This window comes from Streptomyces sp. NPDC021080 (assembly GCF_044333225.1).
GTDB lineage: Bacteria > Actinomycetota > Actinomycetes > Streptomycetales > Streptomycetaceae > Streptomyces.
In genome coordinates, this window is the sequence record NZ_JBIRQM010000018.1 from 173,659 (window position 1) to 195,273 (window position 21,615).

A 21,615-nucleotide genomic window follows, 5' to 3' on the forward strand; every position below is an offset into this window, starting at 1 on the left:
CGCGAAACGGGGCGGCACCCGAAGGCGCCGCCCCGTGCGAGGCACTCAGGAGCCGGGGCCCCGGAGCGAGAAGATCAGACGTTGAACCCGAGCGCCCGAAGCTGCTCGCGGCCGTCGTCCGTGATCTTGTCCGGGCCCCACGGCGGCATCCAGACCCAGTTGATGCGCAGCTCGTTGACGAGGCCGTCCGTGGCGGACTTGGCCTGGTCCTCGATGACGTCGGTGAGCGGACAGGCCGCGGACGTCAGGGTCATGTCGATCGTCGCGATGTTCGCGTCGTCGATGTGGATGCCGTAGATGAGGCCGAGGTTGACGACGTCGATGCCCAGCTCGGGGTCGACGACGTCGTAGAGCGCCTCGCGGACCTCTTCCTCGGAGGCGGGCTTCGACGTCAGGCCCTCGGCCGGTGCCACGGCGGCCTCGGCCGCCGCGACCACGGACTCGTCCGACGTCACGGCGGTCTCGTCCGATGTCACAGTGTTCTCGCTCATGCCGTCTTCCTCTCGGCGCTCTCGCCCAGAACCTGGGCCGTCGCGTCCTTCCACGCCATCCAGCTGAGGAGGGCGCACTTGACCCGGGCCGGGTACTTGGAGACACCGGCGAACGCGACCGCGTCCTCCAGCACCTCCTCCATCGCGTCGTCGGGCTCGATCCGGCCCTTGGACTGCATCAGTTCCAGGAAGGTCTCCTGGATCCTCTGCGCGTCGGACACGTCCTTGCCGACCAGGAGGTCGTTCAGTACGGAGGCCGAGGCCTGGCTGATCGAGCAGCCCTGGCCCTCGTACGAGATGTCCTCGATCCGCTCGCCGTCGTACTTCACACGCAGGGTGATCTCGTCACCGCACGTGGGATTGACGTGGTGCACCTCGGCGTCGCCGTCCCTCAGACCGCGCCCGTGCGGGTGCTTGTAGTGGTCCAGGATGACTTCCTGGTACATCGAATCCAGCTTCACTGCGGCGAACCTCGCATCCCAGTGTCCGTTACATGGCCTTCCGGCCGGGGGTCCGGGGGTTGCCCCCCCCGGGATGGCACAGCACGTTCCCAGCCAGCCCCTCAGCCGAAGAAGTTCCTTACGTGCTCCAGGCCGTCGACCAGAGCGTCGATCTCGGACGGCGTGGAGTACAGATAGAACGACGCCCGCGTGGTCGCAGGAATTCCGTAGCGCAGGCAGACCGGACGGGCACAGTGGTGACCGACCCTGACCGCGATGCCCTGCTCGTCGAGCACCTGGCCCACGTCGTGCGGGTGGATGTCGCCCAGCGTGAACGAGATCGCCGCTCCGCGGTCCTCGGCCGTGGCGGGGCCGATGATCCTCAGGTCGGGGACCTCCGCGAGCCGCTTCACCGCGTACTCGGTGAGCGCGTGCTCGTGGGCGAGGATCTTGTCCATGCCGATGGAGGACAGGTAGTCGATCGCCGCGCCGAGTCCGACCGCCTGCGCGATCGGGGGCGTGCCCGCCTCGAACTTGTGCGGCGCCGGAGCGTACGTCGACGAGTGCATCGACACGGTCTCGATCATCTCGCCGCCGCCGAGGAACGGCGGGAGATCCTCCAGGAGTTCCTGGCGGCCCCACAGGACGCCGATGCCCGTCGGACCGCACATCTTGTGACCGGTGAAGGCCACGAAGTCGGCCTGGAGGGCCTGGACGTCGAGCGGCATGTGCGGCGCGGCCTGGGACGCGTCGATCAGGACCAGGGCGCCGACCTCCTGGGCGCGGCGCACTATCGCCTCGACCGGGTTCACGGTGCCCAGGATGTTCGACACCAGCACGAAGGAGACGATCTTCGTCTTCTCCGTGATGATCTCGTCGATGTTCGACAGGTCGAGACGGCCGTCGTCGGTGAGGCCGAACCACTTCAGCTTCGCGCCGGTGCGCTGCGAGAGCAGCTGCCACGGAACGATGTTGGAGTGGTGCTCCATCTCCGTGATGACGATCTCGGTCTCGTGGTCCACGCGGTAGGGCTCATCGGCCCAACCGAGCATGTTGGCCACGAGGTTGAGCGACTCGGAGGCGTTCTTGGTGAAGATCACCTCGTCGCGGCTCGGCGCGTTGATGAACGCGGCGATCTTGTCGCGCGCGCCTTCGTACAGCGCCGTGGCCTCCTCGGCGAGCACATGCACACCGCGGTGGACGTTGGCGTTGTAGCGCTCGTAGTACTCGTTCAGGGCGTCCAGGACCTGGCGCGGCTTCTGCGAGGTCGCCGCGTTGTCCAGGTACACCAGCTTCTTACCGTCGTGGATCTGGCGGTCCAGGATGGGGAAGTCCTTGCGGATCGCCTCGGTGTCGAGGAGGCCCGGCAGCTGCGTCACGCGGATACGCCACCCTTCGTGTCGACTGCGTACGACTCGTAGCCCTCGTTCTCCAGCTTGTCCGCGAGCTCGGCGCCGCCGGACTCGACGATGCGGCCGCCGGAGAAGACGTGGACGAAGTCGGGCTTGATGTAGCGCAGGATGCGCGTGTAGTGCGTGATGAGCAGGGTGCCCACCTCGCCGGTCTCGCGGACGCGGTTGACGCCCTCGGAGACGATGCGCAGGGCGTCGACGTCCAGGCCGGAGTCGGTCTCGTCGAGGATCGCCATCTTCGGCTTGAGCAGCTCCAGCTGGAGGATCTCGTGGCGCTTCTTCTCACCGCCGGAGAAGCCCTCGTTGACGTTGCGCTCGGCGAAGGAGGGGTCCATGGAGAGGCGCTCCATGGTCTCCTTGACCTCCTTCACCCAGGTGCGCAGCTTGGGGGCCTCGCCGCGGACGGCGGTGGCGGAGGTGCGCAGGAAGTTGGAGACCGAGACGCCGGGGATCTCGACCGGGTACTGCATCGCCAGGAACAGGCCGGCGCGGGCGCGCTCGTCGACGGACATCGCGAGGACGTCCTCGCCGTCGAGGGTGACGGTGCCGCCGGTGACCGTGTACTTGGGGTGGCCCGCGAGCGAGTAGGCGAGGGTCGACTTGCCGGAGCCGTTGGGGCCCATGATGGCGTGCGTCTCGCCCTGCTTCACGGTCAGGTCGACGCCCTTGAGGATCTCCTTCGTGGCGTTGTCGGCCTCGACGGTGACGTGCAGGTCGTGGATTTCAAGCGTTGCCATGGGTTGCCTCAGGACTCCTGGTTGAGGGAGACGAGCACGTCGTCCCCTTCGATCTGAACGGGGTATACGGGGACGGGGCGCGTCGCGGGAAGGCCGGACGGCTTGCCGGTGCGGAGGTCGAACGCGGAGCCGTGCAGCCAGCATTCGATCTGACAGTCCTCCACCTCGCCCTCGGAGAGCGAGACGTTCGCGTGCGAGCAGATGTCGTTGATCGCGAACACCTCCCCCTCGGTCTTCACGACCGAGACCGGCGTGCCGTCGAGTTCCACCCGCTTGGGGGTGTTCTCCTCCAGCTCGCTCAGCCCACAGACGCGCACGAAGGTGCCGGGCATCAGAGCGACGCCTCCAGCTCCTCGTCGATCTTCACGAGGAGGCGCTCTTCGATGTCGTCGACACCGATCTGCTGGACCAGCTCGGCGAAGAAGCCGCGGACCACCAGACGACGCGCCTCGTCGGCGGGGATGCCGCGGGCCATCAGGTAGAAGAGCTGCTCGTCGTCGAAGCGGCCGGTCGCGGAGGCGTGGCCGGCGCCGACGATCTCGCCGGTCTCGATCTCCAGGTTCGGCACGGAGTCGACGCGGGCACCGTCGGTCAGAACCAGGTTGCGGTTCATCTCGTAGGTGTCCGTGCCCTCGGCCTTGGCCTCGATGAGGACGTCGCCGATCCAGACGGCGTGCGCCCCCTCGCCCTGCAGCGCGCCCTTGTACATGACGTTGGACCTGCAGTGCGGGGTGTTGTGGTCGACCAGGAGACGGTGCTCCTGGTGCTGGCCGGCGTCCGTGAAGTACAGGCCGAACAGCTCGGCCTCGCCGCCGGTGCCCGCGTACGCGACGCGGGGGTGGAGGCGTACGACGTCGCCGCCGAAGGTGACCACGAAGGACTTGAAGGTGGCGTCGCGGCCGATGAGCGCGTTGTGCTGGCCGACGTGGACGGCCGTGTCGTCCCAGTCCTGGACGGAGACGACGGTCAGCTTGGCGCCGTCGCCGAGGACGTAGTCGACGTTGGCGGCGAGGACCGCGTCACCGGTGTGGTCGATGACGACGACGGCCTCGGCGAAGGCTCCCAGTTCGATGACCTGGTGGCCGTAGGCGACACCGCCCTCGCCGTGCACGGCGATCCGGATGGGCTCGGTGAGCACCGCCTCCTTGGGGACGGTGACGACGCCGGCCTTCTCGAACGCCGAGAACGCCTGGGCGGCGACACGGTCCACCGGGGTACCGGCCCGGCCGATCCGCGCGTCGTCACGGGCGACCGTCTCGACGGTGACGCCCTCGGGGGCCTGCACCTCGACCCGTACGCCCTCGCCGGTCGCGACGGCGGTGCCGTCGTGCAGCCCGCGCAGGCGCTCCAGCGGGGTGAACCGCCACTCCTCCTCGCGGCCGTGGGGGACGGGGAAGTCCGCCACGTCGAAGGACGGGGGCGCGCTCATGCGCGTGGCGACGGTCGACTCGGCGGCCACCGCGATCTGGCCCGCGGTGGTCGAGCCCGCAGGTGGGGGTCCCCCCTGTCCGAGCGCAGTCGAGGACTTGGGGGAGTTCTGAGCCTCAGCCATGGCTGTCGGTCTGCTCGCTTTCTTACGTGAGTGGCTTGACGGGGACGGTGTTCGGCGTCAGCCGACCGCGCCCTCCATCTGGAGCTCGATCAGCCGGTTGAGCTCGAGGGCGTACTCCATGGGCAGTTCCTTGGCGATCGGCTCGACGAAGCCGCGCACGATCATGGCCATCGCCTCGAACTCGGTCAGACCACGGCTCATCAGGTAGAAGAGCTGGTCCTCGGAGACCTTGGAGACGGTCGCCTCGTGGCCCATGGACACGTCGTCCTCGCGGACGTCCACGTACGGGTACGTGTCCGAACGGGAGATGGTGTCGACGAGCAGCGCGTCGCACAGGACGTTCGACTTGGAGCCGTGGGCGCCCTCGCCGATCTCGACGAGACCGCGGTAGGACGTACGGCCGCCGCCGCGCGCCACCGACTTCGACACGATGTTCGAGGAGGTGTTCGGCGCCATGTGGACCATCTTGGAGCCGGCGTCCTGGTGCTGCCCCTCGCCCGCGAAGGCGATGGACAGGGTCTCGCCCTTGGCGTGCTCGCCCATCAGGTAGACGGCCGGGTACTTCATGGTGACCTTGGAGCCGATGTTGCCGTCGATCCACTCCATGGTCGCGCCCTCGTACGCCACGGCGCGCTTGGTGACCAGGTTGTAGACGTTGTTCGACCAGTTCTGGATGGTCGTGTAACGGCAGCGGGCGCCCTTCTTCACGATGATCTCGACGACCGCGGAGTGCAGGGAGTCCGACTTGTAGATCGGCGCCGTGCAGCCCTCGACGTAGTGGACGTAGGCGTCCTCGTCGACGATGATCAGCGTCCGCTCGAACTGGCCCATGTTCTCCGTGTTGATACGGAAGTAGGCCTGGAGCGGGATCTCGACGTGCACGCCCTTCGGCACGTAGATGAAGGAGCCGCCGGACCACACCGCGGTGTTCAGCGACGCGAACTTGTTGTCGCCGACCGGGATGACCGTGCCGAAGTACTCCTTGAAGAGCTCCGGGTGCTCCTTGAGGGCGGTGTCGGTGTCCAGGAAGATGACGCCCTGCTCCTCCAGGTCCTCGCGGATCTGGTGGTAGACGACCTCGGACTCGTACTGGGCCGCGACACCGGCGACGAGGCGCTGCTTCTCCGCCTCGGGGATGCCGAGCTTGTCGTACGTGTTCTTGATGTCCTCGGGCAGGTCCTCCCAGGACTCCGCCTGCTTCTCCGTGGAGCGCACGAAGTACTTGATGTTGTCGAAGTCGATGCCCGACAGGTCGGAACCCCAGTTGGGCATGGGCTTCTTCTCGAAGAGGCGCAGGCCCTTGAGACGGAGCTTGGTCATCCACTCCGGCTCGCTCTTCTTCGCGGAGATGTCCCGGACGACGTCCTCGTTGATACCGCGCTTGGCGGAGGCGCCGGCCGTGTCGGAGTCGGCCCAGCCGTATTCGTACTTGCCCAGACCCTCGAGTTCGGGGTGGGCAGTCTCCGTGGGGAGCGTCATGCGGGGTTCCTCCCGGCCGTGCTTGCGGATGCGTTGTGAGTGTCGTGCGAGATCTTGGGGATGAACGTCGTGCACACCCCGTCGCCGTGGGCGATGGTGGCCAGTCGCTGGACATGCGTGCCGAGCAGCTGGGAGAAGAACTCCGTCTCCGCCTCGCAGAGCTGCGGGAACCGCTCGGCGACATGCGCGACCGGGCAGTGGTGCTGGCAGAGCTGCTCGCCGACCGGTGCGCTGCGCGCCGTGGCAGCGTACCCGTCCTTGCTGAGGGCCTTCGCCAGCGCTTCCGTGCGCTCCTCGGGGGTCGCGGCCTCGACGGCTTCGCGGTACGCCCCGGCCTGTGCGGCGATCCGGGCGCGGGCGAAGGAGAGGATCGCCTCGTCCCCGCCCTCGCGCTCGGCGATCCAGCGCAGGGCGTCCTCGGCGAGCTTGTCGTAGGACTGGTCGAAGGCGTCCCGGCCGCAGTCGGTCAGGGCGAACACCTTGGCGGGACGACCGCGCGTACGCGCTCCGTAGACCCGCTGCTCACGTGCTTCGACGATGTCGTCGGCGACCAGGGCGTCCAGATGACGGCGCACGGCGGCGTGGGTCAGGCCCAGTCGGCCCGCCAGGTCGGCGACGGTCGACGGGCCGTGGTCCAGGACGGACCGCACGACCCGGTTGCGCGTCGAGCGCTCACCGGTCGCGAGTTCCTCCTGCGGGGCCCCCGCGGGGGTCTCCCGAGCCTCGCCAACGTTTTTCACAACACCATTGTTGCGTAATTCCTCAGGACCTGACAAGCCGCGCCCTCCGGGGCGGACGGTGCGCTGCGTCACTTAGGTATACCTAAGGTGACCTGGGCAAACGATCTTTGATCGATCAATTCGGTGGCACGCGGGCCCGCTCTCGGGAAGACTCCCGGACCATGTCGACACCCCCTCCGACCGGCCCACTCGTCACCCGGGACACCCTCGCGGCGGACCTGCGCGCGCTCGGCGTCCGAACGGGGGAAACGCTTCTCGCACACTCCTCGCTGAGCGCCCTCGGGTGGGTCAACGGCGGCGCCGTGGCCGTCGTCCAGGGACTGCTCGACGCCCTGGGTCCAGGCGGCACCCTGGTGGTCCCGACCCAGTCCGGCGACCTCTCCGACCCCGCGCTGTGGAGCCGCCCGCCGGTCCCCGAGGAGTGGTGGCCGGCCATCCGGGCGACCATGCCCGCCTACGACCCCCGCGTGACGCCCTCCCGCGGAGTCGGCGTGATACCCGAGACGGTCCGCACCTGGCCCGGCGCCCTGCGCAGCGACCACCCGGAGACCTCGTTCGCGGCGGTGGGCCCGGCCGCGGCGGCGGTCGTCGGCGGGCACGCGGTCGACTGCCGGCTCGGCGAGCGGAGCCCGCTGGCCCGGCTGGAGGCCCGCGGGGCCCGGGTCCTGCTGCTCGGCGCGGGCTACGACACCTGCACCAGCTTCCACCTGGCCGAGTACCGCGTCCCCGCGCCCGTCGTGGAGGTCGGACGGCCGTCGCCCACGGGCTGGGAGACGGTGCGGGAGGTGTCGATCACCTCCGAGATGTTCGAGGAGCTGGGCTCCGACTTCGAACGGGACCGTCCCGTCGTACGGGGCACCGTGGGCGCGGCCCGGGCCCGGCTCTTCCCGGTGGCCGACGCGGTGGCGTACGCGGAGCGGTGGCTGCCGGTGCACCGGCCGCGGGACCTGGCCGTGGAGACCGCTGCCGCCCCCGGCGGTTCCGGGTCGCCGCGACGTCCCTAGACTTGCTCCTCATGCGAAGCGAGCCCGTGGTCCAGGTCCAGGCCCTGGTGAAGCGGTACGGCACGAAGACCGCGGTGGACGGCCTCGACCTGGTGGCCACGGCGGGCATCACCGCCGTCCTCGGACCCAACGGCGCGGGCAAGACGACCACGGTCGAGACCTGCGAGGGATACCGGAAGCCGGATTCCGGCACGGTGCGCGTCCTGGGCCTCGACCCGGCGAGACAGTCCGGCGAGCTGCACACCCGTATCGGCGTGATGCTCCAGTCCGGCGGCGTCTACTCGGGCGCCCGCGCGGACGAGATGCTCCGCCACGTCGCGAAACTGCACGCCCACCCCCTGGACGTGGACGCGCTCGTCGAGCGGCTCGGCCTGGGCGGCTGCGGCCGCACCACGTACCGGCGGCTGTCGGGCGGCCAGCAGCAGCGCCTCGCGCTCGCCATGGCGGTCGTCGGCCGGCCCGAGCTGGTCTTCCTGGACGAGCCGACCGCCGGCCTCGACCCGCAGGCCCGCCACGCCACCTGGGACCTGGTCCGCGACCTGCGGTCCGACGGTGTCTCGGTGATCCTCACCACGCACCACATGGACGAGGCCGAACAGCTCGCCGACGACGTCGCGATCATCGACGCGGGCCGGGTCGTCGCCCAGGGCTCCCCCGAGGAACTGTGCCGCGGCGGCGCCGAGAACACCCTGCGCTTCACCGGCCGCCCGGGACTCGACGTGGGCTCGCTGCTCAAGGCCCTGCCCACGGACTGCACGGCGGCCGAGCTGACACCCGGGTCCTACCGGATCGGCGGCAAGGTCGATCCGCAACTGCTGGCGACCGTGACGTCCTGGTGCGCCCAGCACGGTGTGATGCCGGAGAAGATCTCGGTCGAGCGCCACACCCTGGAAGACGTTTTTCTGGAGCTGACCGGCAAGGAGCTGCGCTCATGAACCAAGTGCGACCGGAGCCCGGCCGGGGGTCCGGGGGTTGTCCCCCGGGAAAGCACAGCTTGGAACTGACCGGCAAGGAGCTGCGTTCATGAGCCAGGCACAGCTTGGAGCCGACCGGCGAGGAGCCGCGTCCGTGACCGCCGCCGGCACGTACACCCCGAAGCCGGGCGCCGCCCCGCTGCGGCGCATGATCGGGGCGCAGGCCGCGCTGGAGACGAGGATGCTGCTGCGCAACGGCGAGCAGCTGCTGCTGACGGTGGTGATCCCGACGCTGCTGCTGGTCCTGTTCAGCTCGGCCGACATCATCGACACGGGCCCGGGCAAGGCGGTCGACTTCCTGGCGCCGGGCATCCTGGCGCTGGCCGTGATGTCGACGGCGTTCACCGGCCAGGCCATCGCCACGGGCTTCGAGCGCCGCTACGGCGTCCTGAAGCGGCTGGCGGCCTCGCCGCTCCCCCGCTGGGGACTGATGACCGCGAAGACGGCGTCGGTCCTGGTGACCGAGATCCTCCAGGTGATCCTGCTCACCGCGATCGCCTTCGCGCTGGGCTGGTCGCCGCACGGCAACCCGTTGGCCGTCCTGCTCCTGCTGGTCCTCGGCACGGCCGCCTTCTCCGGGCTCGGCCTGCTCATGGCGGGCACGCTCAAGGCGGAGGCGACGCTGGCCGCCGCGAACCTCGTCTTCCTGCTGCTCCTGGTCGGCGGCGGGGTGATCGTGCCGCTGGACAAGTTCCCCGCGGGTGCCCAGGACGTGCTGGGCCTGCTGCCCATCTCGGCGCTCTCCGACGGCCTGCGGGCGGTGCTCCAGCACGGCGCCCAGATGCCCTGGGGGGACCTGGGCGTCCTGGCGGTCTGGGCGGTCGTGGGGCTCGGCGCGGCCGGCCGCTTCTTCCGCTGGGAGTGACGGAATCGTCCCGTCCGGGGGCGGACCCTCGTGAAAGCGTGCACAAGCGGGCCCCTACGATGGTGCGCGTGCAGAACCTGACCCGAGCCGACGCCCTCAGCGCGGTGCGCAATCCGCTCGCCTTCATCGCCGAGCGCTGGACCCCGGCCTCCCGGACGGTGCAGCGCGCGGCCCTCGCGGCGCTCGTCATGTCGGTCGTGATCGTGGTGACCGGCGGTGCCGTGCGGCTCACCGGCTCCGGCCTCGGCTGCCCGACCTGGCCCAAGTGCACCGACGACTCGCTCACGGCGACGAGCGCGATGGGCTTCCACGGCGCCATCGAGTTCGGCAACCGCATGCTGACGTACGTGCTGTGCGCCGCCGTCGGCTGGGCGATCATCGCGGCGCGCTCGCAGAAGCCGTGGCGGCGCGGCCTGACCCGGCTCGGCTGGGCCCAGTTCTGGATCGTCATGAGCAACGCGGTCCTCGGCGGGATCGTCGTCCTGGTCGGCCTCAACCCGTACACGGTCGCCGCCCACTTCCTGCTCTCCACCGCGCTCATCACCGTCGCGGCGCTCATGTGGCAGCGCACCCGCGAGGGCGACGCGGCACCGCGTCCGCTCGTCGGCAAGTCGGTGCAGCAGCTCGTCTGGTTCCTGGTCGCCGCCTCCGTCCTGCTGATCGCGGCCGGCACGGTCGTCACCGGCGCGGGACCGCACGCGGGTGACTCGAGCGAGGTCGACCGCATCCCTGTCAGCTGGGAGAACGTCGCCAAGCTGCACGCCGTGCTGGCCTGGATCGTCGTGACGCTGACCTTCGCCCTCTGGTTCGTCCTGAAGGCGGTGGACGCCCCCGAGGGTCCCCTGCGGCGCACCCGTGACCTGTTCCTGATCCTGCTGTCCCAGGGCGTCATCGGCTACGTCCAGTACTTCACCGACCTGCCCGAGGCCCTGGTCGCCCTCCACATGCTCGGCTCCTGCCTGGTGTGGATCGGGGTGGTGCGGGTCCTGCTGTCCCTGCGCGAACGCCCGGAGATCGTGACGGACCTGCCGGGTCCCGCGACCACCTCGGCCCTCACCCGCGCGTAGCCCCTCCGGGGCCGCCTTCGGGCGGCTCCCGCCCCGCTCCCGCCTCTGGGCGCTCACTCCAGCCCGTACACCCGCCGGGCGTTTCCCGCCGCGATCAGGGCCGCGACCCGCTGGGCGTCGGCCGGTGACCAGGCCCCTTCGGCGACCCACTCGCCGAGCACGCGGGCGAGCGCCTCGCGGAACAGGTGTGCTCCGATCACATGGAGTTCGGGAAGGCCCTGCGCTCCGCTGGAGAACAGGAGCTTGCCGAAGGGCGCCAGTTCCAGTATCTCGGCGAGGACGGCGGCCGACCGCGCGCCGGTGCGCGCCAGGGCGGCGCCCAGGTCGGCGTAGACGTGCGGGAAGACCCCGGCGAGGTGGGCCGCGTGCCGTTGGTACGGGTAGCCGTGCAGCAGGACCAGGTCGGTGCCGAGGCCGGCGGTGGCGCGGGCGAAGTCGGTGAGCAGCACGGGGTCGGTGCGGTCGATGCGCTGTCCGGGGTCACCGAGGCCCGCGTGCAGTTGCAGGGGCAGGCCCGAGGCGACCGCGATCCACAGCAGATGGCGCAGCAGGACCGGGTCGGTGAGCGCCCCGCCCACCCGTCGGCCCGCCAGCCAGCGGCCCGCCGCGCCCCGGACCTCCCCGGGTCCGGGCGGTTCGGGCGCGAGGGCCAGACCGTGCCGCACGCCCGCCACGGAGGTGAAGGCCACGGCGTTCGCGGCGGCTCCGTGGACGGACTCGGCGAGATTGGCGAGAAAGGCCTCGACGGTTCCCGAGGTGTCGGCGACCTGCTCGGCGAGCAGCTCCAGACGGACGACCTCGTGCGCCCTGGCGGCTCCCGTGGAGGCCATCTCGCCCGGCCCGGTCAGATCGCCGGGCAGCCCGGTGTCCACGAGATACGTGGTGATGCCGCTGCCGCGCAGCAGTCTTCGCCCCGATTCCAGGACGCCCAGTTCACGGCGCCGGGCCAGATAACGGGCGGGCGAGCAGTGCGGTTCGAGCCCGAGCAGGGGCGGGCACCAGCGCCGTACGGCGAAGCCGGTCTGGGTGTCGAAGAAGGTGGTGCCCGCGGCCGGCAGCGCCTCGGTCCTCAGGAGGTGGGCCTCGAACGTGCCGAGGCCCAGTTCCGTCCGCAGTACGCCGTGGCAGTACTGGTCCACGAGGGACGGCGTTTCGATCATCCGGACTCCCCGCGAATGGACCGTTGCTTTTCAGGTCCTAACGGCTGAGCCGGGTGTCAGGTGTTGGTCGCGCACACCCCGTGCGAACAGCCGACGATTGTCGGCCGTCCGTGCGACGGGTGACGTGTCAGTCGTTGGAGGGACCGCCGACCTGGATGCCGGCCATGCGCTTCCACTCGTACGGACCGGTCTTCACCTTGGCCGCGAACTCGCCGTCGAAGGTCTCGTGGACGGTGATCCCGGCCTTCTTCACGGCGCTCTCGGCGATCTCGTAGCTCGTCGCCACGAGGTCGCCCCAGCCGCCGTCCTCGCCGACGAGGACGATGCGGGCGCCGCGCTGTCCGATGTACGCGACCTGCGCCTCGGCCCCGCCGTGCGCCTTGGAGAAGGCGGTGATCCGCTGCGCGAGCTTGGCGGCGGCACGGTCGGCCCTCGGGTCCTGGACGGTGCCGGGGGTCTCGTCGATCTGCTGGGTTTCTGCCATGGCCAGGATGCTACCGACGGGTAGATCAAAGGGCGACGGGAGGGGTGCGTGGCCTTGACCACGCACCCCTCCCGTTCGAGTTCTCCAGGCGGTCTAGCGGAGGAAGGGGTCCACCGCGACGGCCACGAAGAGGATCGACACGTAGGTGATCGACCAGTGGAACAGCCGCATCTCCTTCAGCTTGACGCCCGTCACCTCGGCCTTGGCCCGGTTCTGCAGACCGTGCGCCTCCCACAGCCAGAACCCGCCCGCGCCGAGCGCGACCACGGTGTAGAACCAGCCCGTGTACCCGAGCGGGGTGAGCAGCAGCGAGACCGCGACCATCACCCAGCTGTAGAGGACGATCTGGCGGGCGACCACCTTGTTGCTCGCGACGACCGGCAGCATCGGCACGCCCACGCGCGCGTAGTCGTCCTTCACCTTCATCGACAGCGGCCAGTAGTGCGGCGGCGTCCAGAAGAACATGACGAGGAAGAGGATGACCGGCGCCCACGACATGGAGTTCGTGACGGACGACCAGCCGATGAGCACGGGCAGACAGCCGGCGATCCCGCCCCAGACGATGTTCTGGGAGGTACGCCGTTTGAGGATCATCGTGTAGACGACGACGTAGAAGAGGAGCGCTCCGAGCGACAGCCAGGCGGACAGCCAGTTGACGGCGAGACCGAACAGCAGGGTCGACACGACCGCCAGCGTGATGCCGAAGGCGAGGCACTCACGGGGGCTGACCATGCCGGTGACGAGCGGCCGCTGCGAGGTGCGCTCCATGAGGGCGTCGATGTCGCGGTCGATGTACATGTTGAGCGCGTTGGCGCCGCCCGCGGACAGATAACCGCCGAGGCAGGTGAGGAGCACCAGCTTCAGATCGGGCACACCCTGCTGGGCCAGGAACATCACCGGAACGGTGGTGATCAGCAGCAGCTCGATGATCCGCGGCTTGGTCAGCGCCACGAACGCCTTGAGACGGGCCCCGAACGGCCGCTGGCCCCGGCTGCTGCTCGTCCCGAGCACACCCGCTGGACGGGATTCGACGGCCGTCACGCACACCCCTGACAGAGACATCCCAGCGAGCCCCGGGATGAATTCCCCGTAAAGGCCCGCGCGTACCACGCCACTGTAGACGTTGCCCAGACCCCGGCATTCGCGGGGGTGCGCCCGTGTTGGGGAGTGCGGCCGGAAGAGCTGATCGAGACTCGATTGAGCACTCGGACGAGCGGCTCCGTATTCATGTGCCGAACACGGAACGGCCCAGTCGGGAGGCGGATCCCGATGAGTCCCGGCAGTCTGGAATGACTCGAAAAAACGCGCGTACTCACGGGGGTAGGCTCGACAACGGCCGGGGCGCCCAGTGCACCGGCATTTCGACATGTGTGACATGTGGAGAGGAGCCCTGACCCAGGGTGAGCACCAAGCCGACCACCACAGACCTCGAGTGGACCGAGCTGGACCAGCGGGCCGTGGACACCGCCCGCGTCCTGGCCGCCGATGCCGTACAGAAGGTCGGCAACGGCCATCCCGGTACGGCCATGAGCCTGGCGCCCGCCGCCTACACCCTCTTCCAGAAGGTGATGCGGCACGACCCGGCGGACACCGACTGGGTTGGCCGCGACCGCTTCGTGCTGTCCGCCGGCCATTCGTCCCTGACCCTCTACACCCAGCTCTACCTGGCCGGTTTCGGCCTGGAGCTGGACGACCTGGAGTCCTTCCGGACCTGGGGCAGCAGGACCCCCGGACACCCCGAGTACGGTCACACGCCGGGCGTGGAGACCACGACCGGTCCGCTCGGCCAGGGTGTCGCCAACGCGGTGGGCATGGCGATGGCCGCCCGCTACGAGCGTGGCCTGTTCGACCCGGACGCGCCGCAGGGCGAGTCCCCGTTCGACCACTTCATCTACGCGATCGCCGGTGACGGCTGCCTCCAGGAGGGCATCTCCGCGGAGGCCTCCTCCATGGCCGGGCACCAGAAGCTCGGCAACCTGATCCTGCTGTGGGACGACAACCACATCTCGATCGAGGGCGACACGGAGACCGCGGTCTCCGAGGACACGGTCAAGCGCTACGAGGCGTACGGCTGGCACGTGCAGCGGATCGCCCCGAAGCCGGACGGCGACCTCGACCCGCACGCCATCTACAACGCGATCGAGGCCGCGAAGAAGGTGACGGACAAGCCGTCCTTCATCGCGATGCGCTCGATCATCGCCTGGCCCGCCCCGAACGCGCAGAACACCGAGGCCGCGCACGGCTCGGCGCTCGGCGACGACGAGGTCGCGGCCACCAAGCGCGTCCTCGGCTTCGACCCGGAGAAGTCCTTCGACGTCGCCGCCGAGGTGCTGGCCCACACCCGTCAGGCGCTCGACCGGGGTGCCCAGGCCAAGGCCGAGTGGGAGAAGGGCTACGCCGCCTGGCGTACCGCCGACCCGGAGCGCGCGGCGGAGTACGACCGCATCGCCGCGACCGAGCTGCCGAGCGGCTGGGAGGAGAAGCTCCCCGTCTTCGAGGCGGGCACGGGTGTCGCCACCCGCGCCGCGTCCGGCAAGGTGCTGCAGGCCCTCGGCGCGGTCATCCCCGAGCTGTGGGGCGGCTCCGCCGACCTCGCCGGCTCGAACAACACCACGATCGACAAGACGTCGTCCTTCCTCCCGGCGGACAACCCGCTCCCCGAGGCGAACCCGTACGGCCGCACGATCCACTTCGGCATCCGCGAGCACTCCATGGCCGCGGAGATGAACGGCATCGCGCTGCACGGCAACACCCGCATCTACGGCGGCACCTTCCTGGTGTTCTCCGACTACATGCGCAACTCGGTCCGCCTGTCGGCCCTGATGCACCTGCCGGTGACGTACGTGTGGACGCACGACTCGATCGGTCTCGGCGAGGACGGCCCCACCCACCAGCCGGTCGAGCACCTCGCCTCGCTGCGCGCCATCCCCGGCCTCAACGTCGTCCGTCCCGCGGACGCCAACGAGACGGCGATCGCCTGGCGCGAGATCCTCAAGCGCTACACCAAGGTGTTCGGCAAGGGCGCCCCGCACGGTCTCGCGCTCACCCGTCAGGGTGTGCCGACGTACGAGGCGAACGAGGACGCCGCCAAGGGCGGTTACGTGCTGTTCGAGGCCGAGGGCGGCGCGCCCGAGGTCATCCTGATCGGCACCGGCTCCGAGGTGCACGTGGCCGTCGAGGCGCGTGAGCGGCTCCAGGCCGCGGGCGTCCCCACGCGGGTCGTCTCCATGCCGTGTGTGGAGTGGTTCGACGAGCAGGACCAGGGGTACCGGGACAGCGTCCTGCCGCCGTCGGTGAAGGCCCGTGTCTCGGTCGAGGCCGGAATCGGTCTCACCTGGCACCGGTTCGTCGGGGACGCCGGACGCATTGTTTCGCTGGAGCACTTCGGTGCTTCGGCCGACGGCAAGGTGCTCTTCCGCGAATTCGGTTTCACTGCCGAGAACGTCGCGGAAGCCGCCCGGGAATCGATCGCCGCAGCCCAGCGCTGACGCTGACATACGACACGTAGGAGATGCAATTTCCATGACAGACGCACTCAAGCGCCTCTCCGAGGAAGGCGTCGCGATCTGGCTGGACGACCTGTCGCGCAAGCGGATCACGTCCGGCAACCTGGCCGAACTGATCGACCAGCAGCACGTCGTGGGCGTCACCACCAACCCGTCGATCTTCCAGAAGGCGATCAGCAGCGGAGACGGCTACGAGCAGCAGGTCACCGAGCTGGCTGCCCGCAAGGTCACCGTCGAAGAGGCCCTGCGCATGATCACCACGGCGGACGTCCGCGACGCCGCCGACATCCTGCGTCCCGTCTTCGACGCGACCGAGGGCCAGGACGGCCGGGTCTCGATCGAGGTCGACCCGCGCCTCGCGCACAACACCACGGCGACCATCGCCGAGGCCAAGCAGCTGGCCTGGCTGGTGGACCGCCCCAACACCCTCATCAAGATCCCGGCCACCAAGGCGGGTCTGCCGGCGATCACCGAGGTCATCGGCCTCGGCATCAGCGTCAACGTCACGCTGATCTTCTCGCTGGAGCGCTACCGCGAGGTCATGGAGGCCTACCTGGCCGGCCTGGAGAAGGCCAAGGAGCGCGGCCTGGACCTCTCGAAGATCCACTCGGTGGCGTCCTTCTTCGTGTCCCGTGTGGACACCGAGATCGACAAGCGGCTCGACGCCCTCGGCACCCCCGAGGCCAAGGCCGCCCGCGGCAAGGCGGGCGTCGCCAACGCCCGGCTCGCCTACGAGGCCTACGAGGAGGTCTTCTCCACCGACCGCTGGGCCGCCCTGGACCGGGCGCAGGCCAACAAGCAGCGCCCGCTGTGGGCCTCGACCGGCGTCAAGGACCCCGCGTACAAGGACACCCTGTACGTCGACGAGCTGGTCGCGCCGAACACCGTGAACACCATGCCGGAGGCCACCCTGGAGGCCACCGAGGACCACGGACAGATCACCGGCAACACCATCGCCGGCACGTACGAGCAGTCCCGTGCCGAACTCGACGCCGTCGAGAAGCTCGGGATCTCCTACGACGACGTGGTCCAGCTCCTGGAGGACGAGGGCGTCGACAAGTTCGAGACCTCCTGGAACGACCTGCTCAAGTCGACCGAGGCGGAGCTCCAGCGCCTCGCCCCTTCGGAGGGCTGAAACCTTGTCGAGCAGCAACCTGCTGCGTGACCCCGCAGACCGACGGCTCCCGCGTATCGCGGGGCCGTCGGGCCTGGTCATCTTCGGCGTCACGGGCGATTTGTCACGTAAAAAGCTGATGCCCGCGGTGTACGACCTCGCCAACCGCGGTCTGCTTCCGCCGGGCTTCTCGCTCGTCGGCTTCGCCCGCCGCGAGTGGGCCCACGAGGACTTCGCCCAGGAGGTCCACGACGCGGTCAAGGAGCACGCCCGCACCCCCTTCCGCGAGGAGGTCTGGCAGCAGCTCGTCCAGGGCATGCGCTTCGTCCAGGGCACCTTCGACGACGACGACGCCTTCGACCGGCTGCGTTCCACCATCGAGGAGCTGGACAAGGCGCAGGGCACGGGCGGCAACTTCGCCTTCTACCTGTCCGTACCACCGTCCGCGTTCCCGGTGGTCATCCAGCAGCTGAAGAAGCACAAGCTGGCGGACCAGTCGGGCGGCTCCTGGCGCCGCGCGGTCATCGAGAAGCCCTTCGGCCACGACCTGAAGTCGGCCGAGGAGCTCAACGCGATCGTGCACGAGGTCTTCGCCCCGGACCAGGTCTTCCGCATCGACCACTACCTGGGCAAGGAGACGGTCCAGAACATCCTGGCGCTGCGCTTCGCCAACACGATGTTCGAGCCGATCTGGAACCGGTCGTTCGTCGACCACGTCCAGATCACGATGGCCGAGGACATCGGCATCGGCGGCCGGGCCGGCTACTACGACGGCATCGGTGCCGCCCGTGACGTCATCCAGAACCACCTGCTTCAGCTGATGGCGCTGACCGCCATGGAGGAGCCCTCCTCCTTCGACGCGGACGCGCTCGCCGCGGAGAAGACCAAGGTGCTCGGCGCGACCAGGCTGCCGAAGGACCTGGGCAAGAGCACGGTCCGCGGCCAGTACGCGGCGGGGTGGCAGGGCGGCGAGAAGGTCGTCGGCTACCTCCAGGAGGACGGTATCGACCCCAAGTCGAAGACCGACACCTTCGCCGCGATCAAGGTGGAGGTGGACAACCGCCGCTGGGCGGGAGTCCCGTTCTACCTGCGCACCGGCAAGCGCCTGGGCCGCCGCGTCACCGAGATCGCGGTCGTCTTCCAGCGCGCACCGCACTCCCCCTTCGACCACACGGCGACGGAGGAGCTGGGCCAGAACGCGATCGTCTTCCGCGTCCAGCCCGACGAGGGCGTCACGGTCCGCTTCGGCTCCAAGGTGCCCGGCACCTCCATGGAGATCCGGGACGTCTCGATGGACTTCGCGTACGGCGAGTCCTTCACCGAGTCGAGCCCGGAGGCGTACGAGCGTCTGATCCTCGACGTGCTGCTCGGCGACTCGAACCTCTTCCCGCGTACGGAGGAGGTCGAGCTGTCCTGGAAGATCCTCGACCCGATCGAGCAGTACTGGGACAAGCACGGCAAGCCCGCGCAGTACCCCTCGGGCACCTGGGGACCCGTCGAGGCCGACGAAATGCTCGAACGAGACGGACGGAGCTGGCGTCGCCCATGAAGACCGATCTCACGGACACCACGGCCAGCAAGGTCAACAAGGCGCTCGTCCAGGGCCGCCGCGCCATCGGCACACCCGCCGTAGGCATGGTGCTCACCCTCGTCATCGTCACCGACGAGGAGAACGCCTACGACGCCCTGAGGGCCGCCAACGAGGCCTCGCGCGAGCACCCCTCGCGCACCCTCGTGGTCATCAAGCGCGTCTCCCGCTCGCCCCGCGACCGCACGACGTCGCGGCTCGACGCCGAGGTGCGGCTCGGTGCGGAGGCGAGCACCGGCGAGACGGTGGTGCTGCGCCTGTACGGCGAGGTGATCAACCACGCCCAGTCGGTCGTCCTGCCGCTGCTGCTGCCGGACGCGCCCGTCGTCGTCTGGTGGCCGGTGAACGCGCCGCTCGACCCGGCGAACGACCCGCTCGGCGCGCTCGCGCAGCGCCGGGTGACCGACACCTACGCCGCCGAGGCCCCGGTACGGGAGCTCAACGCCCGCGCCGAGACCTACACCCCGGGCGACACCGACCTGTCGTGGACCCGCATCACGCCCTGGCGTTCGATGCTGGCCGCGGCCCTGGACCAGGTCACCTGCGACGTGGACGCGGTCGAGGTGGAGGGCGAGGAGTTCAACCCGAGCTGCGAGCTGCTCGCGATGTGGCTCGCGGACCGGCTGGAGGTCCCGGTCAAGCGGTCGCTGTCCTCGGGCCCCGGCCTCACCGCGGTCCGGCTGGACACGAGCTGCGGCCCGATCGTCCTGGACCGCGCCGACGGCACCCTCGCGACGCTGTCCATCCAGGGGCAGCCCGACCGTGCCGTGGCGCTCAAGCGCCGGGACACGGCCGAGCTGATGGCGGAGGAGCTGCGCCGCCTCGACCCGGACGACACCTACGCCTCGGCGCTGCGCTTCGGGGTGGACCGGCTGAACGCGGCGGCGGACACCGCCGGGTCCACCTCCTCGGGCGGCACCGCGACCGCCACGAAGACGGCCCCGGTCGCCAAGGACTCCCCCGCGGGGGTGGCCGAGACGCTCGCCAAGAAGGCGGCGGACAAGGCGGCCGCCGAGTGAACACCCCGCAGCTCGTCGTCCACCGCGACAAGGAACTGATGGCCGAGGCCGCGGCGGCGCGGCTGATCACGAAGATCGTGGACGCGCAGGCCTCGCGCGGCTACGCGTCGATCGTGCTCACCGGCGGGCGCAACGGCAACGGGCTCCTCGCGGCGCTCGCGTCCGCGCCCGCCCGGGACGCCGTCGACTGGGCGCGTCTGGACCTGTGGTGGGGCGACGAGCGGTACCTCCCCGGGGGCGACCCCGACCGCAACGACACGCAGGCCCGCGCGGCCCTGCTCGACGCGGTGCCGCTGGACCCGGCGCGGGTGCACGCGATGCCCGCGTCCGACGGCCCGTACGGCGCCGACGTCGAGGCGGCGGCGGAGTCGTACGCGGCGGAGCTCGCGAAGGCCGCCGGGCCGGAGAACCACGGCCCGGTCCCGGCCTTCGACGTCCTCATGCTGGGCGTCGGCCCGGACACCCACGTGGCCTCGCTCTTCCCGGAGCTGCCCGCGGTGCGGGAGACGGAGCGGACGGTGGTCGGCGTGCACGGCGCGCCCAAGCCGCCGCCCACCCGGATCTCACTGACCCTGCCCGCGATCCGCTCCGCCCGCGAGGTGTGGCTGCTCGCGGCCGGCGAGGACAAGGCCCAGGCGGCCGCGATCGCCCTGTCCGGCGCGGGCGAGATCCAGGCGCCGGCCGCCGGCGCGTACGGCCGCTCACGCACCCTGTGGCTCCTGGACGCGGCAGCGGCGTCACAACTGCCCCGCTCGCTGTACCCGCCGGCGTCCGCCTGACGGCGGAGCGGCAGAACCGACCGCGGGGGCGGCGGGGTCATGTGACCTCGCCGCCCCCGCGGTCGTTCGTCGTCGTCAACTTCCATAGGGTCCGCGGCCGTACGGGTTGTGCCCCGCGCCCGGCGCCGGCGGATACGGCGCGTACGGGTTGCCGGGCGGGAACGGGGTTCCCTGGGGCGGGAGATACGGGGTCCCCGGCGGGTAGGCCGCCGGGCGCAGGACCGGCAGCGTCGCGGGGTGGGCGCGCAGCCGGATGCCGTAGTGGCGGCGGAGCCGGTTCATCTCCAGGACGGCGATGGCGGTGACGGTCACCGGGGCGCCCAGGATGAAGACGACACCCATCCTGAGGCTGAGTCCGTGCAGGTCACCGGTGACCAGATCGGGGATGGCCATGAGCCAGGTCGTCACCGAGGCGAGCAGCGGCGGCAGACAGCGGTGCACGGCTCCGGAACCGAAGTAGTTCCCCGACAGCGTGACCGCTCCGTAGGCGACGACGGCGATCAGATAGAGCGCCACGAACCCGAGCGGGACCAGCGCGGCGCCTCCGACGGCGGTCGCCAGTTGCATGAGCAGCACGGCGACCACGGCCGTGCCGATGAACAGCAGCAGCAGTTTGAGCGAGCTCAGGAGCGGGCCCCGCAGCTGCCGGACGGTGCCGGTGCGCCGCCATACGAAGAGCATCACGCCCACGGTCAGCGGCGTGATGAACAGCAGGACGACGGCCGCCGTCAGGATGTTGCCCAGGATCTCCGTGGTGTCGAACTTGTGCTGCACGAAGGTGTACACGCCGAACGCCGCGACCGCTCCGGCGACGACCCGAACGCGCTTGAGGCGCTCCACCGACGGATCGACGGGCTCGGGAATCCACGCCGGGTGGAACAGCGCCTTCGCCATCCGTTTCGGCTTCAGGAAGGTCCTGACCGTCAGTCGGTCCCTCGTCCATCTCTCACGTGACCCGGCCAATTCCCGCTCCCCCGAACGATCGCCATCGTGATCACGGAGGATGCTACGGGAAGCGGGCGGACTCCCGCCGCCCGCTTCCCCTCATTCAGGCTCAACGACCGCGCAGTTCACGGTACTTGGCGACCAGGGCCTTGCTCGATCCGTCCAGTCCGGGTACGTCGGCGCCTTCGGTCAGGGCGGGTTCGACGCGCTTGGCGAGGACCTTGCCGAGTTCGACGCCCCACTGGTCGAAGGAGTCGAT

General features: G+C 70.0%; 22 protein-coding genes. 9 read left to right on the forward strand and 13 right to left on the reverse strand.

Annotated features, from left to right (window positions below; genetic code table 11):
• Positions 1-74 precede the first annotated feature (74 nt).
• The 8 genes from ACH4S8_RS36175 to ACH4S8_RS36210 form a co-directional block, all read right to left on the reverse strand.
• Positions 75-413, reverse strand: coding sequence for a metal-sulfur cluster assembly factor (locus ACH4S8_RS36175; protein WP_398401909.1), 339 nt, complete (start codon positions 411-413; stop codon positions 75-77).
• Between the two features lie 74 nt (positions 414-487).
• Entirely contained in the window at positions 488-952 is a 465-nt protein-coding gene (gene sufU, locus ACH4S8_RS36180; protein WP_398401853.1) for a Fe-S cluster assembly sulfur transfer protein SufU, read from the reverse strand.
• A 101-nt stretch (positions 953-1,053) separates the two neighbouring features.
• Positions 1,054-2,310 (reverse strand): cysteine desulfurase, encoded by a 1,257-nt coding sequence (locus ACH4S8_RS36185; RefSeq protein ID WP_398401855.1) that lies wholly within the window; start codon positions 2,308-2,310, stop codon positions 1,054-1,056.
• Positions 2,307-3,080 (reverse strand): Fe-S cluster assembly ATPase SufC, encoded by a 774-nt coding sequence (gene sufC / locus ACH4S8_RS36190; protein WP_398401857.1) that lies wholly within the window; start codon positions 3,078-3,080, stop codon positions 2,307-2,309. Before sufC ends, ACH4S8_RS36185 begins: the two co-directional genes overlap by 4 nt.
• Before the next feature lie 8 nt (positions 3,081-3,088).
• A complete protein-coding gene (locus ACH4S8_RS36195; protein ID WP_261703358.1) occupies positions 3,089-3,412 on the reverse strand; it encodes a bifunctional 3-phenylpropionate/cinnamic acid dioxygenase ferredoxin subunit in 324 nt (107 codons plus the stop codon).
• Entirely contained in the window at positions 3,412-4,632 is a 1,221-nt protein-coding gene (gene sufD / locus ACH4S8_RS36200; protein WP_398401860.1) for a Fe-S cluster assembly protein SufD, read from the reverse strand. The genes ACH4S8_RS36195 and sufD overlap by 1 nt, the downstream gene beginning before the upstream one ends.
• Positions 4,633-4,689: 57 nt before the next feature.
• Positions 4,690-6,111, reverse strand: coding sequence for a Fe-S cluster assembly protein SufB (gene sufB, locus ACH4S8_RS36205; protein ID WP_037625848.1), 1,422 nt, complete (start codon positions 6,109-6,111; stop codon positions 4,690-4,692).
• A complete protein-coding gene (locus tag ACH4S8_RS36210; RefSeq protein ID WP_398401862.1) occupies positions 6,108-6,851 on the reverse strand; it encodes a helix-turn-helix transcriptional regulator in 744 nt (247 codons plus the stop codon). Before ACH4S8_RS36210 ends, sufB begins: the two co-directional genes overlap by 4 nt.
• Positions 6,852-7,012: 161 nt before the next feature.
• Between ACH4S8_RS36210 and ACH4S8_RS36215 the strand changes: the two genes are divergently transcribed.
• The 4 genes from ACH4S8_RS36215 (at position 7,013) to ACH4S8_RS36230 (ending at position 10,761) form a co-directional block, all read left to right on the forward strand.
• Complete coding sequence (locus ACH4S8_RS36215; protein WP_398401864.1) at positions 7,013-7,855, forward strand: aminoglycoside N(3)-acetyltransferase; 843 nt, start codon at positions 7,013-7,015, stop codon at positions 7,853-7,855.
• Positions 7,856-7,866: 11 nt separating this feature from the next.
• Positions 7,867-8,790: an ABC transporter ATP-binding protein gene (locus tag ACH4S8_RS36220; RefSeq protein WP_398401866.1), complete on the forward strand. Its 924-nt coding sequence runs from the start codon at positions 7,867-7,869 to the stop codon at positions 8,788-8,790.
• Between the two features lie 88 nt (positions 8,791-8,878).
• Positions 8,879-9,694: an ABC transporter permease gene (locus tag ACH4S8_RS36225; protein WP_398401868.1), complete on the forward strand. Its 816-nt coding sequence runs from the start codon at positions 8,879-8,881 to the stop codon at positions 9,692-9,694.
• 59 nt (positions 9,695-9,753) lie between these two features.
• Complete coding sequence (locus tag ACH4S8_RS36230; protein ID WP_398401870.1) at positions 9,754-10,761, forward strand: heme A synthase; 1,008 nt, start codon at positions 9,754-9,756, stop codon at positions 10,759-10,761.
• A gap of 53 nt (positions 10,762-10,814) precedes the next feature.
• On the opposite strand, the gene ACH4S8_RS36235 is transcribed toward ACH4S8_RS36230, so the two are convergent.
• The 3 genes from ACH4S8_RS36235 to ACH4S8_RS36245 form a co-directional block, all read right to left on the reverse strand.
• Complete coding sequence (locus ACH4S8_RS36235; RefSeq protein ID WP_398401872.1) at positions 10,815-11,921, reverse strand: amidohydrolase family protein; 1,107 nt, start codon at positions 11,919-11,921, stop codon at positions 10,815-10,817.
• 127 nt (positions 11,922-12,048) lie between these two features.
• Positions 12,049-12,405, reverse strand: a complete 357-nt coding sequence (locus ACH4S8_RS36240; RefSeq protein ID WP_398401874.1) for a hypothetical protein — start codon at positions 12,403-12,405, stop codon at positions 12,049-12,051.
• Between the two features lie 93 nt (positions 12,406-12,498).
• Entirely contained in the window at positions 12,499-13,452 is a 954-nt protein-coding gene (locus ACH4S8_RS36245) for a heme o synthase (RefSeq protein WP_398401910.1), read from the reverse strand.
• 353 nt (positions 13,453-13,805) lie between these two features.
• On the opposite strand from ACH4S8_RS36245, the gene tkt reads away from it, so the two are divergent.
• The 5 genes from tkt to pgl are packed head-to-tail and all read left to right on the forward strand — an operon-like array spanning position 13,806 to position 20,411.
• Positions 13,806-15,893: a transketolase gene (tkt, locus tag ACH4S8_RS36250; protein WP_398401876.1), complete on the forward strand. Its 2,088-nt coding sequence runs from the start codon at positions 13,806-13,808 to the stop codon at positions 15,891-15,893.
• Between the two features lie 34 nt (positions 15,894-15,927).
• Positions 15,928-17,046: a transaldolase gene (gene tal / locus ACH4S8_RS36255; RefSeq protein ID WP_398401878.1), complete on the forward strand. Its 1,119-nt coding sequence runs from the start codon at positions 15,928-15,930 to the stop codon at positions 17,044-17,046.
• 4 nt (positions 17,047-17,050) lie between these two features.
• Positions 17,051-18,574: a glucose-6-phosphate dehydrogenase gene (zwf, locus tag ACH4S8_RS36260; protein ID WP_398401881.1), complete on the forward strand. Its 1,524-nt coding sequence runs from the start codon at positions 17,051-17,053 to the stop codon at positions 18,572-18,574.
• Positions 18,571-19,632 carry a glucose-6-phosphate dehydrogenase assembly protein OpcA gene (gene opcA / locus ACH4S8_RS36265; protein ID WP_398401883.1) on the forward strand — a complete coding sequence of 354 codons (1,062 nt, stop codon included), beginning with the start codon at positions 18,571-18,573 and terminating at the stop codon, positions 19,630-19,632. Before zwf ends, opcA begins: the two co-directional genes overlap by 4 nt.
• Positions 19,629-20,411 carry a 6-phosphogluconolactonase gene (gene pgl / locus ACH4S8_RS36270; protein WP_398401885.1) on the forward strand — a complete coding sequence of 261 codons (783 nt, stop codon included), beginning with the start codon at positions 19,629-19,631 and terminating at the stop codon, positions 20,409-20,411. Before opcA ends, pgl begins: the two co-directional genes overlap by 4 nt.
• A gap of 75 nt (positions 20,412-20,486) precedes the next feature.
• On the opposite strand, the gene ACH4S8_RS36275 is transcribed toward pgl, so the two are convergent.
• Together ACH4S8_RS36275 and ACH4S8_RS36280 are read right to left on the reverse strand one after the other, a co-directional pair.
• Positions 20,487-21,305 (reverse strand): hypothetical protein, encoded by an 819-nt coding sequence (locus ACH4S8_RS36275; protein WP_398401887.1) that lies wholly within the window; start codon positions 21,303-21,305, stop codon positions 20,487-20,489.
• A 160-nt stretch (positions 21,306-21,465) separates the two neighbouring features.
• Positions 21,466-21,615 (reverse strand): hypothetical protein (locus ACH4S8_RS36280; protein ID WP_398401911.1); only part of this gene is annotated, 150 nt, incomplete at its 5' end.